Here is a 15,208-nt window from a genome sequence, read left to right on the forward strand (position 1 = left end):
GTTGCCGCATGCCTGCACGCTAAGCTGCGGGCATGAGTGATTTCAATCCCGCTTACGCTGCCCTGTTTCCGCAACAGGGCCTGAGCCTGGGCCTGATGACGCCCGTGGCAGCACACGGGCTGGCCGATCTGGGCGAAGCCAGGCGCATCGCGCGGCTGGCCGATGACCTCGGCTTTGCCGCGCTGTGGACGCGCGACGTGCCGTTGATGGTGCCGCAGGGACCAGATGCGGCAGCCAGCGCGCTGGACGATCCGTTCCTGTGGTTGGGCATGCTGGCTGCCGCAACCGAACGCATCGCCGTTGGCAGCGCAGCCATTGTGCTGCCGTTGCGCCATCCGCTGCAGGTGGCGAAGTCGGCGTTGAGCCTGGACCGGATCAGCGACGGACGCTTCGTGCTGGGCCTGGGGTCGGGCGATCGGCTGGAAGAGTTCGCCGCATTCGGCGAGGATCTGCAGGGCAGGGCGGCGACGTTCCGCGAACGTTGGACGTTGTTGCGCGCGGCGTTGTCACCGGAGGCCGAAGTACGGACCGCGGTAGTGCAGGCCACCGGTGGCTTCGATGTATTGCCAGCGCCAACCACGCGCATTCCGATGCTGGTGGTGGGTACCGCGCGACAGAGCCTGCAGTGGATCGCGCGCGAGGCTGAAGGCTGGGCCACCTATCACCGCGAAGAGGCCGCGCAGGAGGGACGCATCGGCCTGTGGCAACAGGCGCAGGCGCTGCAGGGCGGACCGGCCAAGTCGTTCGTGCAGTCGATGCTGCTGGATCTGCAGGCCGATCCGCAGGCACCGCCCGAGCCGCTGCCACTGGGCCTGAAGGTCGGCCGCGACGGCTTGCGTGACTACCTGCTGCGCGTACATGTGCAGGGCGTGGCGCATGTGATGTTCAACCTGGTCGACAACGGGCGACCGATGGACGCGGTGCTGCGCGAAATTGGAGAGCAGGTGCTGCCACATATGCTCCGGTAGGTGTCCACCTTGGTGCACACGTTCCAGCAGTCGAGCACGGCTCGGCTCTACATGGGGTGTGCATCTGCGTATCATTCGCATTTGATATCCCGATGCCGGAGCCCCGCGTGACCCAACGTTCCCCCATGCACCCGACCGGACGCCTGTTCGCCGCGGTCGCTTTCATCGAAGCCGTGACCTGGGCCGGCCTGCTCATCGGCATGTGGATGAAGTATGGCCCCATGGCCAACGTGGCGCTGGTGAAGTTGTTCGGGCCTCTGCACGGCGTGGCCTTCCTGGTGTACGTGGCAGTCACCCTGTTCGCAGCGGTGCGCCTGCGCTGGCCGTGGTGGGCCAGCGCCCTGGCACTGCTGGCAGCGATCCCGCCGCTGGTGACGCTGCCACTGGAATGGTGGTTCAAGCGTCGCGGCCTGCTGGGCCTGCGTGCAATGCGCTGAACCCACTGTTGCGCGCCCATTCAAGAGAATGGGTATCAAATGCAAATACGAGACGTTATCATTTGAAAGTGGCGTCCGGTCCTGAGCAGGGCCGGTGCCGGGTGGGGCGCGCAGGTGCGCCCGGCCATCCTTTCCTGTTACGGCTGGTGTTTCATGCACGCACGTCCCGTCGTTCCCGGCTTGCCGGCGCTGGTGTTGGCTGCCCTGATCGGCACCATGGCGATGATGTCCTTCGTCGCCGTGATCGGTCCGGTGGTCCGCATGCTTGGCCTGTCCGAGTGGCATGCCGGCCTGTCGGTTACCGCCGCAGGCGTGCTGTGGATGCTGGCTGCACGCCCGTGGGGGCAGCTCAGCGACCGCATCGGCCGCAAACGGGTGTTGATGCTGGCGATGAGTGCCTACACCGTGGTCTACATCGCACTGGCCGTGTTCATCGACGTTGCCCTGCAGGCGGTGCCGCCGGTGCTGCTATCGGTACTGGTGCTGGTGGGCGCGCGCGGCCTGATCGGCCTGTTCTACGCTGCGGTGCCGCCCACCGCTGCGGCGCTGATCGCCGACAAGGCGCCAACTGGACAGCGCGCCAGCTTCCTCGCGCGGCTGGGCAGCGCAAACGCATTGGGCATGGTGCTGGGCCCGGCCGCCGCGGGCTGGCTGGCCTATACGAACCTGTCGCTGGCGCTGTACGTGGCCGCGCTGCTGCCGTTGCTGGCACTGGCATTGCTGGCCTGGCGGCTGCCGGCTACACCGCCCGTGGTGGGCGCGTCCGCACAGCGCCGCACGCCGATGAGCCGCCTCGACGCGCGCCTGTGCCTGCCGCAGCTGGCAGCGTTCATCGCCATGGTCTCGGTGACTATCGCGCAGGTCACGGTCGGCTTCTTCGCAATTGATCGCCTGGGTCTGGATGCGGCGACCGGTGCGCGCATGGCCGGCATTGCACTCACCGCCGTTGGCGTCGGCCTGATCCTGGCGCAGGCGCTGGTGATGAAGCTGGAGGTGCATCCACGTCGCTGGATCGTCCTCGGCGCTCTCATTTCCGGCATCGGCTTCACTTCGGTGGCGGGCGTGCAGCAGGCCTGGCAATTGCCTGCGGCGTATGCGCTGGCTGCGTTCGGCATGGGCTTCGTATTCCCCTCGTTCCAGGCGCTGGCCGCCGATGCGGTAGAGGCGCACGAGCAGGGCGCCGCCGCAGGCACCGTGGCGGCCGCGCAAGGGCTGGGCATGGTGGCCGGGCCGATGCTCGGCACGCTGTTGTATCGCGGCGGGCCAAGCCTGCCTTACCTGCTGGTGGGCGCGCTGCTGCTGTTGCTGTGCGCGCTGGCCGCAGCGCATCGGATGAAGGAGATCCCATGAACGATTCCCTGATGCAGGGCGCGTGGCCGGAGGCTGTGCCAGCACCACAGGAGAGCACCGACGACGCGTCGCTGTTCCTGCTGCGGCATGCCGGCCAGCACGTGCACGCCCGCGGTTGCCGCGCCACGTTGCCAGCCGGTGCACTGGCGACGTTGGCAGAACGCGTTTCGGAGTTCTTTGCCCAGCAGCGTGGCGGCCCGGGCCTGCTGGTTGGCGCGGTGCCGTTCGAGCCGCGTGCCGACGATGCGCTGTACCAGCCCGAGCGCCTGCTGCCGGCGCTGGCACTGCAGCCGCAGGCCGCACCGCCGCTGGACGGCGCCCTGCGGGCCGAACCTGTGCCGCAGGACTATGCCGCTGCAGTCGCTGCGGCAGTGCAGGCCTTGCGTGCGCCCGAGCAGAACCTGCATAAGGTGGTGCTGGCGCGCAGCCTGCTGGCACGCACCCGCCAGGTGCTTTCTCCGGACGTGCTGCTGGCACGTCTGGGCGCGGATCCGTCGGTGGCGACCTACGCGGTGCCGCTTCCGGTGGAGCTGGGCCAGGCACCGGCCTGGCTGGTCGGTGCGACGCCGGAGCTGCTGCTGCGCAAGCGCGGCGCCGAACTGTTGTCGCATCCGTTGGCGGGTTCCGCGCGGCGCAGTGCCGATGCCGCCGAGGACGAGCGTGCGGCGCAGGCGCTGCTGGCCTCGACCAAGGACCACGACGAGCACCGCCACGTGGTCGAAGCCATCGTCGAAGGCCTGGCACCGTACTGCAGCCACATCGATGCACAGCCGCGCCCGGTGCTGCATGCCACCGCCAGCATGTGGCACCTCGGCACACGCATCCACGCCACCCTGAAGGATCCGCAGACATCGGCGGCCGAGCTGTTGGCACAGCTGCATCCCACGCCGGCGGTCTGCGGTACGCCGCGGTTGGCGGCGCTGCAGCGCATCCGCGAGCTGGAACCTGTACCGCGTGGCTTCTATGCCGGCGCCGTGGGTTGGTTGGACGCGCAGGGTGACGGCGACTGGTACGTGGCGATCCGCTGCGCGCGCCTGCAGGGCACGCAACTGCGCCTGTATGCCGGTGCCGGCATCGTCGCCGAGTCGCACCCCGAGGCCGAGGTGGCCGAAACCGCAGCGAAGTTTGCTGCCCTGTTGAACGCGCTGGGTGTCCATGAATCCGCGCCCGCCATCGAGCCTGCCGCATGAATGCTTCCGTTGAATCCTCCCGCCTGCCACTGCGGCAGGTTTGGCCCGACGCGCTGGTGGCGCGCTATCGCGAGGCCGGTCACTGGCGTGGCGAGACATTCCCGGCGTTCCTGCGCGACCGTGCAGAACGCTATGCCGATGACATCGCGGTGGTCGCCGGCGACGTCCGCCTGAGCTATGCACAGCTGTGGCAAGAGGCCGGGCGGCTCGGCGCCGGCCTGTTGGCGCTGGGCCTGCAGCCAGGGGGGCGGGTGCTGGTGCAGCTGGGCAACACGGCAGGCTTCATCACCACGGTCTGTGGCCTGTTCCGTGCCGGGCTGGTGCCGGTGTACGCGTTGCCGGCGCACCGCATCACCGAGCTGGTGCATTTCGCCAGCAAGGCCGAAGCCAGTGCCTACATCACCACGGCACTGCACGACGGCTTCGATCACCGCGGGCTGGCGCGGGCGCTGCAGGCCGAGGTCCCGGCGGTTCGCCATGTGGTGATCGACGGCGAAGCGGCGGAGTTCGTCGCGCTGGAGGCGCTGCAGGGCGATCGCAGCCAGCTGCCGCCCGACCCGGACCCGCAATCGGTAGCGTTCCTGCAGATTTCCGGTGGCAGCACCGGGCTGTCCAAGCTGATTCCACGCACGCACGATGATTACATCTACTCGTTCCGTGCCAGCAACGCTATCTGCGGCATCGACCGCGACAGCGTGTATCTGGTCGCGCTGCCGGCCGCGCACAACTTCCCGATGAGTTCGCCGGGCTTCTTCGGTGCGTTGTACGCCGGTGCCCGCGTGGTACTCAGCCCCGGTCCCGGCCCGGACGCGGCCTTCCCCCTGATCGCGCGGGAGCGGGTGACCTGCTGTGGCCTGGTGCCGCCGCTGGCGTTGCTTTGGACGCAGGCGGCTGCAACCAGCAAGCACGATCTGTCCAGCCTGCAGGTACTGCAGGTGGGTGGGGCCAAGCTGGTGCCGGAAGCCGCGCGGCGGGTGATCGATGGTCTTGGCTGCATGCTGCAACAGGTGTTCGGCATGGCCGAAGGCCTGGTCAACTACACGCGTCTGGATGATCCGGAGGAACTGATCGTGGCCTGCCAGGGCCGGCCGATCAGTCCGGATGATGAAGTGCGCGTGGTTGATGACCATGACCAGCCGGTGGCCGAAGGCGAGGTGGGGCATCTGCTCACCCGTGGCCCGTACACCATCCGTGGCTACCACAACGATGCGGTGGCCAATGCGCGCTCGTTCACCGACGACGGCTTCTATCGCACCGGCGACCGCGTACAGCAGCTGCCCGGAGGCTACCTGGTGGTGCAGGGCCGTGCAGGTGACCACATCAACCGCGCCGGCGAGAAGATCTCCGCCGAGGAGATCGAGGACCACCTGCTGGCCCACCCCGGCGTGTTCGACGCCGCCGTGGTCTCCATTCCCGATGAGTATCTGGGCGAGCGCAGCTGCGCCTTCGTGATTCCACAGGGCGAACCGTTCAAGGCCCCAGCGCTGAAATCCTGGATGCGCGGGCGCGGCTTGGCGGCGTTCAAGGTGCCGGACCAGATCGTGTTCGTCGACAGCTTCGATACCACTGCGGTCGGCAAGATCAGTCGCCGCGAACTGCGCGCGCAGCTGCGTGCGCGTCATCTGCAACAGACAGGAGGAACGCGCTGATGGCGCTGCCCCGTATCACCGACTATCCCTTGCCGACTGCCGCCGAACTGCCGCAGGCGCGTGGACCATGGCGCCCGCAGCGCGATCGTGTCGCTTTGCTGGTGCACGACATGCAGCGCTACTTCCTGGCCGCGTTTGACGCTGGCAACCCCCCGCTGCGGCCGGCCGTGGACAATATCGCACGCCTGCTGGCGCACTGCCGCGCGCACGGTATTCCGGTGTTCTACACCGCCCAGCATGGCGACCAGGACCGCCGTGACCGTGGCCTGCAGGCCGACCTGTGGGGACCGGGCATGCGCCGCAGCGCCGACCACGAACCGATCATCGAGGCGCTGGCACCGCAGCCAGGCGAGCACGTGCTGGTGAAGCACCGCTACAGCGCCTTCCAGCGCAGCAACCTGGAGACGCTGATGCGGGTACGTGGGCGCGACCAGCTGCTGGTGACCGGCGTGTACGCCCATATCGGCTGCACCGCGACCGTGGTCGAGGCCTTCCAGCGTGACATCGAGGCTTTCATCGCCGCTGACGCGGTGGCGGACTTCTCGCGCGCCGATCACGATCAGGCGCTGCACTGGATCGCACGCACCAGCGGGGTGCCGATGACCACCGACCAGCTGCTGGAGGTGCTGTGATGGCTGCCACGGGTGAGGTGCTGGATCTGGAGCGGATGCGTGCCGATGTGGCGCGCGTGCTGGAGTGCACACCTGCCGAGATCGGTGACGACGACAACCTGATCGACCTGGACCTGGATTCGATGCGCATGCTCGGCCTGGTCCTGGCCTGGGGCAACACCGGCCTGCCGCTGGAGTTCTCGCAGCTGGCCGAACACACCACGCTGCGCCAGTGGTGGAACGTGGTGCAGACGCTGCAGGCCGCGCAGAGCGCATGAACGCCGTCGCGCTGGCCACGCCGGTGGCATTGACCGAGGCGCAGGCGGGATTGTGGTTCGCACAGCGGCTGGCACCGGACAACCCGTCGTTCAACACGGCACATGCGGTGTGGATCGATGGGCCATTGGATGTGGCTGCGTTCGTCGCAGCGGCAGACCAGGCCGCAGTTGAGGCAGAGGCCTTCGCGCTGCGCTTTGCCGAGGGCGACGACGGTCAGCCCCTGCAGTGGTACGACCCGGCACATGTGCCACGGCTTTCGGTGAGAGATGTTTCCGCCGAAGCGGATCCCGCAGCTGCGGCGCGTGGCCTGATGCAGGCCGACCGGCTGAGCCTGGTGGATCCCACCCGCGACCGGATCAGCCAGCAGCTGCTGCTTGATCTGGGTAGGCAGCGCTGGGTCTGGTACCTGCGTGTGCACCATCTGGCCGCCGACGGCTACGGCATGGCGCTGTTCACGGATCGCATGTGCGCGTTGTATGCCGGCCGTACCGGTGAGCCGCTGCCGGGGCTGGCGGGCGTGCTGGCCGATGACGTCGCCTATCGTGCCGATCCGCGTCGCGCGCAGGCCGGGCAGTGGTGGCGCGAGCACATGCAGGGCGCACCGGCAGGCGTGGGCCTGGCCGGTACGCATGCGGCCAGTGACGACGCGGTGCGCTGGGTGCAGCCGCTCGATGCGGCGTTCCGTGGGCAGCTGCTGCAGGCCTCGGTGCGTTGGCTTCAGCCCTGGCCGGATGTACTGGCCGCGTTGTCGGCCGAGTACCTGCGACGGATGAGCGCCGCCGATGAAGTGGTGCTGGGCGTGCCCTACATGGGACGCCTTGGCAACGCGTCGGCGCGGGTGCCGTCGATGGTGATGAATGTATTGCCGCTGCGCGTGGCCACCAGCGAGGGCAGTGTCGAGGCCTTCACCCGCGCACTGGGCCGGCAGCTCAGCCAGGGTCGCAAGCACGGCCGTTATCGAGGCGAGCAACTGCGCCGGGATCTGGGCCTGGTGGGCGCGCAGCAGCGTCTGCACGGTCCGATGGTGAATGTGCAGCCGTTCTACAGGCCACTGGCCCTGCCAGGCGTACAGGCGACACTGGAGGTGCTGTGCACCGGGCCGGTGGATGACCTGACGCTGGGCTTCCGTGGTGATGGCCAGAGCCTGCTGGATCTGGAGATCGAGGCCAATCCCGCGCTGTACAGTCGCGAGGATGTCGAGGCGCACGCGGCGCGGCTGCTGCATTTCGTGTCCGCGGCACTGCAGGCTGAAGACATCTCGGCCGTACCGCTGGCCACCGTCGAAGAAGCGCAGCAGGTGGTGCATGAATTCAATGCCACCGCGCACGGGATGCCACCGACCACGTTGGTTGAACTGCTGCAGCAGGGCATGGACCGTGATCCGCACGCAACCGCGCTGGTCTTCGGTGTTTCCACGCTGGAGCATGCAACGCTGGAAGCGCGCAGCTTCGCGCTGGCGGCACAGCTGCGGACAATGGATGTCGGCCCGGGCAGCGTGGTGGCGGTGGCATTGCCGCGCTCGCTGGAGCTGGTGATCGCGCTGGTCGCGGTGCTGCGTGCCGGCGCCGCCTACCTGCCGTTGGACCTTGCCCATCCGGACGAGCGCCTGGCGCGTATTCTCGCCTCGGCACAGCCGGTATGCGTTCTGGCTGCGGCGGACGTAGCGGCACGCATGGCCGGCGTGCCAGTGCTTGCGCCGGAGCAGTGGACTGCGCTGAGTTTTGCCACACCGTGGGCCGATCCGGCACCTGACGATGCGGCCTACGTGATCTATACGTCCGGTTCGACCGGCGAGCCCAAGGGCGTGGTCGTCGAACACCGCGCCATCGTCAACCGCCTGCTGTGGATGCGCGAGCACTATGGATTCAAGGCAGACGATCGCGTGCTGCAGAAGACCCCGGCCACCTTCGACGTCTCGGTCTGGGAGTTCTTCCTGCCGCTGCTGTGCGGAGCCACGCTGGTGGTCGCCGGGCCGGACGCGCATCGCGACCCCACCGAACTGGCGCGGCTGATCCGCGAGCATGGCATCACCACGGCGCATTTCGTGCCATCGATGTTGGATGCCTTCCTCGCTGCACCGGCCTCCGAAGGGCTGCAGCTGCGACGGGTGTTCACCAGTGGCGAGGCGCTGGATGCTTCGTCCCGCGACCGCTTCCACGCGCGTGTGCACGCCGAGCTGCACAACCTGTATGGCCCGACCGAAGCTGCGGTGGACGTCAGCTACTGGCCGGCGTCGGCGCAGGATCGTTCGCGGCCGGTGCCGATCGGGTTCCCGGTCTGGAACACCCGCCTGTACGTGCTGGACGCCCGGATGCAGCCGGTGCCGGTGGGCGTGCCCGGTGACCTGTACCTGGGTGGCGTCCAGCTGGCGCGTGGCTATCTCGGTCGCGATGATCTGACTGCCGAACGTTTCATTGCAGATCCGTTCCGGGCGGGCGAGCGTATCTACCGCACCGGCGACGTAGCCCGTTGGCGCCGCGATGGTGCGGTCGAGTATCTCGGCCGCAGCGACCACCAGGTGAAACTGCGCGGCCTGCGCATCGAACTGGGCGAGATCGAGGCGGCACTGCGCGAGCTGCCTGGCATGGAGCGGGTGGAAGTGCTGCTGCGCCAGGATGCTCCCGGCGAAGTGCGTCTGGTGGCGTATCTGCCGACCGCGCTTGCCGATGCCGTAACGCTGCGCAGCCACCTGGCCACGCGCGTGCCGGACTATATGGTGCCCTCGGCGTTTGTCGGCGTGGACCACTGGCCGGTGACCGCCAACGGCAAGCTCGACCGCAACGCGTTGCCGAAGCCACCGCAACTTGAAGTTGCCGGCTTGGCGCCGCGCACGCCGTTGGAACAGGAGCTGGCGTTGTTGTTCGCCCAGGCGCTTGGGCGTGAGGCGCCGGTGGCAGTGGATGCAGATTTCTTCAGTCTCGGCGGTGATTCGCTGTCGGCGGTGCACCTGCTGCTGGCGATCGAGCAGCGCTGGCGCTGCGATCTGGGTCTGGGTGCATTGTTTGCGCAGCCCACCGTGGCCGCGCTGGCGGTTCGTATTGCCGAGCCTCCCGCGCTGGCCGATCACGCACTGGGGCCGGTGATCGCATTGGCCGCAACCGACGCCGCCGGGCCCACGCCGCTGTTCGTGCTGCATCCGGCCGGGGGGATCGCCTGGAACTACCGCACCCTGGCCCGGGCACTGCAGCCGGCACGCCCGGTGTACGGCCTGCAGTCGCCGGCACTGGACGCCCGGCAGCCGCTGCCGAGCAGCATCGAGGCGATGGCCAACGACTACGTGCAGCGCGTGGTCGCACTACAGCCGAAGGGGCCAGTGCATCTGGTGGGGTGGTCGGTAGGTGGCATCCTCGCCCAGGCGATGGCGGTGCGCCTGCATGAAATCGGCCGCGACGTCGGCGAGCTGGTGCTGCTGGACGCGTATCCCAGCGAGTGCTGGCGGGCCGAACCGGAACCCGATCCCATCGCTGCATTGCGGGCATTGCTGGCGATTGCCGGCCACGATCCGGATGCGCATCCGGAACTCGACAGCCGTGAACGCATTCTGGGGTTCCTGCGCCGTGGCGGCAGTGCACTCGGCAGCCTGCCGGATGTGGTGCTCGATGGCGTGGTGCGCGCGGTGACCGGCACCAATCGACTGATCCGCGAACATATTCACCAACCGTTCGACGGCACGCTGGTGCACGTCCGTGCTGGTCGGGATCATCAGGCGCGGCCACAGCTGCAATCGACGTTGTGGCGGACCCACGCGCGCAGGGTGCAGGCGCTGGAACTGCCGTTCCTGCACGCCGAACTGACCGGCCGCGATGCGGTGGCGCAGCTGGCGCCGTGGTTGTCGGCGCGGCTGCGCCACTGGGATGAGCAACAGGAGATCGCAACATGCAGTTGACCGGTTTCGACGGCCGCGTGGCGTTGGTTACGGGTGCATCCGGCGGCATTGGCGAGGCGTTGGTACGGCTGTTGGCCGAGGCCGGCTGCACGGTGGTGGCGACCGATCGCGAGACGCCGCGCGTGGCCGATACCCGGGTGAAGTCGCTCGCACTCGATGTAACCGACAGCGCCGCCGTGGACGCCTTGGTGGATCAGGTCGAGTCCAGCATCGGGCCGATCATGCTGGCCGCCAGCGTGGCCGGCGTACTGCATCTGGGCGGCGTCACCGGGACCACCGACGACGACTGGCGCCGGGTGTTTGCAGTCAATGCCGATGGCGTGTTCCATGTCGGAAGGGCGTTGGCGCGGGTGATGTCACCGCGTCGGCAGGGCGCGATGGTTACCGTCAGTTCGAATGCGGCCGGTGTACCAAGGCACGGCATGGCGGCCTATGCGGCCTCCAAGGCCGCCGCCACGATGTTTACCCGCTGCCTCGGCCTGGAACTGGCGCCGCTGGGCATCCGCTGCAACATCGTTGCCCCGGGTTCAACACTGACCCCAATGCAGACCGGCATGTGGCTGGACGAGCATGGTGCCGAGCGGGTGATCGCTGGCACCCTTGAAACCTACAAGGCCGGCATTCCGCTGCGCAAGCTGGCCACCCCGGAGGACATCGCGCACTCGGTGATGTTCCTGCTCTCCGAACAGGCCGGGCATGTGGCGATGAGCGACCTGTATGTGGACGGCGGCGCCACCCTGCGTGGGTGAGCTTTTGTAGAGCCGAGCCCATGCTCGGCTGTTCCTTCAGACATACGGATGCCTGAAGGAAAAGCAGCCGAACATGGGCTCGGCTCTACAGAGAGCGTGACATCGGTTCTCGGTCAGGGCAGCGTGAGGCGGTACACCAGCACGCGGTTGTCGTTGTCGTAGGGGCTGTCGCAGGCCTGGCCCTGCATGCGGCAATAGCGGGCGATGAAGTCGTTGTCGTTGCCGATCAGCAGCAGTACGTCGTTCGGGTGCCGTGGGTCCAGCGCCGGCAGCACGTCCATGGCTTCCCACTTCTCTGACAGCAGTCCGGCATGTGGGCCGCGCTTCGTGTCCAGGTCCAGCCCGGCACGGGCCAGCTGCGGGCGGTCCAGCAGGTTCAGCAGTTCGTCGCTGCGTGCTGGCATGATCTCCGGCTTCAGCGCGGTGTCGGTCGGGTCGGCCAGAACCGAGGCCGTGCCGGTTTCATAGGCACTTTCGGCCAGGTTGGTGGCATCGGCCACATCGACCAGCAGCACCGACTTGTAGACGATCGGGTCGTCGCCGTCCTTGCCCAGCCCGTTTCCGTCGCGGGCCAGCAGCAGGAAGCGATGGCCGTCCAGCGCGCGCAGCTCGCTCTGCGCCGCGGTTCGGTCCAGCTTGCCCTTGCCGTCGTGCGCGTAGGCAGGCAAAGCCATCACGTAATGGCCGATCGGCTGCTGTGGCGTTGGCGAGGCCGTCACGTCGTAGACCAGCACGCGGGTGTTGATGCGGCCCGCCGCGTTGCCCTGCGCGCTGTCCTGCAGCGTCGCGCTCTGCAGGGCGACGAACAGGCGGCTGCCGTCGGGTGACAGGCCCATGCCTTCCACGCCCTGGTTGTTGCGTCGACCGGTCTGCGGTGGCGCCAGCGAACCGAACGCCGGCTTGCCGTCGCGCTGCGGACGGATCGCGGGCGGTGCCACGAGCACACCCTGCAACTGGCCCTGCGCATCGAAGTAGTAGACGTTGGCGGTGTACTCGTCGCCGATATAGAAGTGGCCATCTGCGGTGAACTGCAGTGACTCAGCATCCAGCGAGACCTTGCCCGCACCGGCGCCGCTGGCCGGCGAAGGCAGCACCACCTGGCGCTGGATGACCGTGTGGTCGCCCGGGTCGGCACCGGTGAACGGCTGCCCGTTGAAATCCTTCAGTACCACGCCCTTGTCGGGCGCCATCGTCAGCGTGCCAAGCTCGGGCTTGCCCGGGGAAACGTCGATGCGCAGCTGCATGCGCTCGACGCGGCCGGTGTAGTCGTAGAACAGGCCAGCCCCGGGATCGTTGCGGCCGCGGTCGGGCAGGGTCCACAACACGCCTTCGTAGCCGTTGGCAGTGCGCTTCCAGGTGCCGGGCTGCACCGCCAGCGACGAGAACGATCCCAGCGTGTCACCCAGGAAGTCCACCGTGCCCGCCGACAGCCGCCCGGCGGCGACCAGGCCTTTGTCCACATAGCTGCGACCGCCCAGCTGCAGGGTACCCGGCGCTGCACCCGTTGCCTCATGCGGAGCGGAGTATCCGCTGGCGGAGAGAGTGGCCATCAGCAGGGCGGTCGTGAGCATCAGTGGACTCCTGGCGGTCAATCAGAAGCGAAGGTCGATCGTACCGAACACCTGGCGTGGTGCCGAGGCATGGAACACGTACAGTTTGCCGGCCGGGTCGCTCGGGGCGAACACGCTCGAATCCAGGTTGCTGGCATAGCGCTTGTTGGTCAGGTTGGTCACGTTGAACGACACGCGCATGCCCTTGGCGAAGCCGACCTGGCCGAAGTCATAGCCACCGGCCAGATCGAACACGGTAAAGCCGCCGAAGCCCTGGTCGTTGGTGTAGGTGTAGAAGCGTTCGCCGGTGTACTTGCCGCGCAGGCTGGCGAACCAGCCGTTGTCGCGCCAGGTGATCTCGGTGGCCAGCAGCTGCTTGGGTGTATCGGTCTGGATCTTGCCCTTGATCTGCTGCTCGACGCCGGCCTGCACGTAGTTCGACGCATAGGTCGAGCGGTTCAGCGAGGCCGAGGTGTACCAGCTGAAGTGCTCGTTCGGGGTCCACAGCACGGTCAGCTCGGCACCACGGCTGTCGACGCCGCCCACGTTGTAGAAGCGGTTGCCGCAGGTCGGGCCGACCGGCTGCCGCGAGTCGCAGGGGTTGTACTGCAGCAGGCGGTTGTCGAAGCGCACGCTGTAGGCCGCGACCGAGGCCTGCAGGGTATCGGTGACGAAGCGGTAGCCGGCCTCCAGCGAGCGGGATTCTTCCGGCTTCAGGTTGCCCTGCGCGTTCCAGGTGGCCTGGCTGACTGCCTGCGGGCCCAGCTTGAAGCCGCCCTGGAACATGGCGATGTTCTCGGCGTAGCTGGCGAATACTTCGTGATGCTCGGCCAGGCGGAAGTTGGCGCCGATGCTGGGCAGGAAGTTCTTGCTGGCCTTCAGTGAGCCGGTGGCGAACTGGTTGTTGGAGGTCGGCGAGATCGGCGCCTTCGCGTCGCCGGGCAGGGCCTGCGCATCGGAGGTGGCATGCGGGCTCTTTGCGCCGAACTCCAGGGTCAGGCGATCATCGAGCAGGCGCCAGGTGTCCTTCAGGAAGAACTGGTGGGTCTTCCAGCGCGTGCGCTGGGCGAACACGCCAACGTCGGAGGGCAGGGTGTTCATGCCGCTCAGGTCGCGCGGGCCGTCCACGGCGGTCTGGTAGCGCTCGGCGCTGCTGGTGTTGCGCTCGTACCAGACGCCGCCTTCGATGCGGTGCGCGCCCAGTTCCCAGTCGAACGACAGCGTGCCGCCATCGCGGTCGATGGTGTAGATGGTGTTGCGGAAGATGATCGGAATCTCCTGCGCCGTGCCCTTGTTCGACCAGGCGCCGCTGTTCCAGTTGTGGCCTTCGCCGCGGTCATCGTGGTGGTAGGCCAGGGCCCGCAGGCTGAAGCCATCGGCCAGGAAGAAATCACCGGCCAGGTAGTACAGGTTGTCATCGCGCAGGATCTGCCCGGCAGTAAAGGCACCGTCGGCATCCTTGTCCGGACCGCTGCTGTCGCACTTCTTCGCATTGAAGCTGGCGGTATTGCAGTAGGCCTTGGCCACGGCCTTGTTCCAGTCCGGCGCGTAACCGCCCCAGTCCCAGCCCAGCCCGCGCGACATCTCGTCCTTGGACAGGTAGAAGTAGTCCGCCTGGGTAGTGCGCGAGGTATCGACGAAGCCGGTGATCTGGCCGCGGCCAAAGTTCCACACGCCCTTGGCGTTGAACTGCTTGGTGGTGGATTTGTTGTAGGTGGTCTGGTCGTTCCACAGATCGGAGACGGCATTCATGCCGGAGATATAGCCGGAGAAACCGTTGTACCCGCCGCTGTCCACACGCACGAAGGTGCGGCGGTTGGCATCGCTGCCGAAGGTCTGCACCACGCGGCCGCCGAGTTCCTGGGCCGGGCGGTCGGAGGTGTACGAGATGGTGCCACCGAGGTTGCTGGTGGATGGCGTGCCGAGGCTGCCGATGCCCACCGCCAGCTCGGCGCCGGCCATGTTCTCGCTGATCAGCGCACGGTTGATGGTCAGGCCGTTGTAGTTGTTGTACGCGCCATCGCCCAGCGGCACGCCGTCCAACGTGTAACCGAGACGGGTGGAGTTGAAGCCGCGCAGGCTGAGCGTCATCGACTGCTCGTTGGTGCCCAGCGCATCGGCCGACTGCGCGTTTACGCCCGGCAGCAGGTTCAGGGTCTTCTGCAGGCTGGTACCCGGCGGCAGGATGTCGAGGTTCTCGCGGGTGATGCGCTGCACCTGGCGGGCTTCACCGCTGCCGATCACCGAGACCGCATCGAGGGTGGTGGCGGACGTGCCATGGGAGGTCGGGGCAGCATCCTGCGCCCAGGCCGCGGGAGCAAGCGCGATCGACAGCGCGGCGGCCAACAAAGTCTTCGTCATGTTGCAGACACTCAGGCAAGCACGAGCCGCCGCGTGGGCGCGGAGCTCATGGAATTCGAAAGGGGAGACAAGCGATGCGACTGCGGACGCTGCAGGCGCCGTGGGTCAACCTGAAAATGGTGCGCTAGACAGATGACTGTCTGGTGACATGTCTGTAGAGCCGAGCCCACGCTCGGCT

The 15,208-nt window shown here is 67.6% G+C and carries 11 protein-coding genes; 9 read left to right on the forward strand and 2 right to left on the reverse strand.

The window, feature by feature from the left end:
* Positions 1-32: 32 nt before the first annotated feature.
* From ACZK0Z_RS10155 to ACZK0Z_RS10195, 9 genes are all read left to right on the forward strand, one after another.
* Positions 33-968 (forward strand): TIGR03571 family LLM class oxidoreductase, encoded by a 936-nt coding sequence (locus ACZK0Z_RS10155; protein WP_197633098.1) that lies wholly within the window; start codon positions 33-35, stop codon positions 966-968.
* A gap of 125 nt (positions 969-1,093) precedes the next feature.
* Positions 1,094-1,405, forward strand: coding sequence for a DUF3817 domain-containing protein (locus tag ACZK0Z_RS10160; protein WP_032129991.1), 312 nt, complete (start codon positions 1,094-1,096; stop codon positions 1,403-1,405).
* Positions 1,406-1,558: 153 nt separating this feature from the next.
* Complete coding sequence (locus ACZK0Z_RS10165) at positions 1,559-2,755, forward strand: MFS transporter (RefSeq protein WP_197633100.1); 1,197 nt, start codon at positions 1,559-1,561, stop codon at positions 2,753-2,755.
* Entirely contained in the window at positions 2,752-3,945 is a 1,194-nt protein-coding gene (locus ACZK0Z_RS10170; RefSeq protein ID WP_197633102.1) for an isochorismate synthase, read from the forward strand. Before ACZK0Z_RS10165 ends, ACZK0Z_RS10170 begins: the two co-directional genes overlap by 4 nt.
* A complete protein-coding gene (locus tag ACZK0Z_RS10175) occupies positions 3,942-5,594 on the forward strand; it encodes a (2,3-dihydroxybenzoyl)adenylate synthase (protein ID WP_197633103.1) in 1,653 nt (550 codons plus the stop codon). The genes ACZK0Z_RS10170 and ACZK0Z_RS10175 overlap by 4 nt, the downstream gene beginning before the upstream one ends.
* Positions 5,594-6,226, forward strand: a complete 633-nt coding sequence (locus ACZK0Z_RS10180) for an isochorismatase family protein (protein ID WP_197633104.1) — start codon at positions 5,594-5,596, stop codon at positions 6,224-6,226. The genes ACZK0Z_RS10175 and ACZK0Z_RS10180 overlap by 1 nt, the downstream gene beginning before the upstream one ends.
* Entirely contained in the window at positions 6,226-6,483 is a 258-nt protein-coding gene (locus ACZK0Z_RS10185) for a phosphopantetheine-binding protein (protein ID WP_010485231.1), read from the forward strand. The genes ACZK0Z_RS10180 and ACZK0Z_RS10185 overlap by 1 nt, the downstream gene beginning before the upstream one ends.
* Complete coding sequence (locus ACZK0Z_RS10190) at positions 6,480-10,370, forward strand: non-ribosomal peptide synthetase (protein ID WP_197633105.1); 3,891 nt, start codon at positions 6,480-6,482, stop codon at positions 10,368-10,370. The genes ACZK0Z_RS10185 and ACZK0Z_RS10190 overlap by 4 nt, the downstream gene beginning before the upstream one ends.
* Positions 10,361-11,119 (forward strand): 2,3-dihydro-2,3-dihydroxybenzoate dehydrogenase, encoded by a 759-nt coding sequence (locus ACZK0Z_RS10195; protein ID WP_197633106.1) that lies wholly within the window; start codon positions 10,361-10,363, stop codon positions 11,117-11,119. The genes ACZK0Z_RS10190 and ACZK0Z_RS10195 overlap by 10 nt, the downstream gene beginning before the upstream one ends.
* Before the next feature lie 113 nt (positions 11,120-11,232).
* On the opposite strand, the gene ACZK0Z_RS10200 is transcribed toward ACZK0Z_RS10195, so the two are convergent.
* Both ACZK0Z_RS10200 and ACZK0Z_RS10205 read right to left on the reverse strand, forming a co-directional pair.
* Positions 11,233-12,690, reverse strand: a complete 1,458-nt coding sequence (locus ACZK0Z_RS10200) for an esterase-like activity of phytase family protein (protein WP_197633107.1) — start codon at positions 12,688-12,690, stop codon at positions 11,233-11,235.
* 21 nt (positions 12,691-12,711) lie between these two features.
* Complete coding sequence (locus ACZK0Z_RS10205) at positions 12,712-15,030, reverse strand: TonB-dependent receptor (protein WP_197633108.1); 2,319 nt, start codon at positions 15,028-15,030, stop codon at positions 12,712-12,714.
* Between the last annotated feature and the right edge of the window lie 178 nt (positions 15,031-15,208).

It is taken from the genome of Stenotrophomonas sp. 116085_Sma (assembly GCF_056479585.1).

Bases quoted from the DNA above. Each gene is read 5' to 3' on its own strand.
- ACZK0Z_RS10155 (WP_197633098.1), top strand. From the start codon at position 33: ATGAGTGATTTCAATCCCGCTTACGCTGCCCTGTTTCCGCAACAGGGC.
- ACZK0Z_RS10160 (WP_032129991.1), top strand. From the start codon at position 1,094: ATGCACCCGACCGGACGCCTGTTCGCCGCGGTCGCTTTCATCGAAGCC.
- ACZK0Z_RS10165 (WP_197633100.1), top strand. From the start codon at position 1,559: ATGCACGCACGTCCCGTCGTTCCCGGCTTGCCGGCGCTGGTGTTGGCT.
- ACZK0Z_RS10170 (WP_197633102.1), top strand. From the start codon at position 2,752: ATGAACGATTCCCTGATGCAGGGCGCGTGGCCGGAGGCTGTGCCAGCA.
- ACZK0Z_RS10175 (WP_197633103.1), top strand. From the start codon at position 3,942: ATGAATGCTTCCGTTGAATCCTCCCGCCTGCCACTGCGGCAGGTTTGG.
- ACZK0Z_RS10180 (WP_197633104.1), top strand. From the start codon at position 5,594: ATGGCGCTGCCCCGTATCACCGACTATCCCTTGCCGACTGCCGCCGAA.
- ACZK0Z_RS10185 (WP_010485231.1), top strand. From the start codon at position 6,226: ATGGCTGCCACGGGTGAGGTGCTGGATCTGGAGCGGATGCGTGCCGAT.
- ACZK0Z_RS10190 (WP_197633105.1), top strand. From the start codon at position 6,480: ATGAACGCCGTCGCGCTGGCCACGCCGGTGGCATTGACCGAGGCGCAG.
- ACZK0Z_RS10195 (WP_197633106.1), top strand. From the start codon at position 10,361: ATGCAGTTGACCGGTTTCGACGGCCGCGTGGCGTTGGTTACGGGTGCA.
- ACZK0Z_RS10200 (WP_197633107.1), bottom strand. From the start codon at position 12,690: ATGCTCACGACCGCCCTGCTGATGGCCACTCTCTCCGCCAGCGGATAC.
- ACZK0Z_RS10205 (WP_197633108.1), bottom strand. From the start codon at position 15,030: ATGACGAAGACTTTGTTGGCCGCCGCGCTGTCGATCGCGCTTGCTCCC.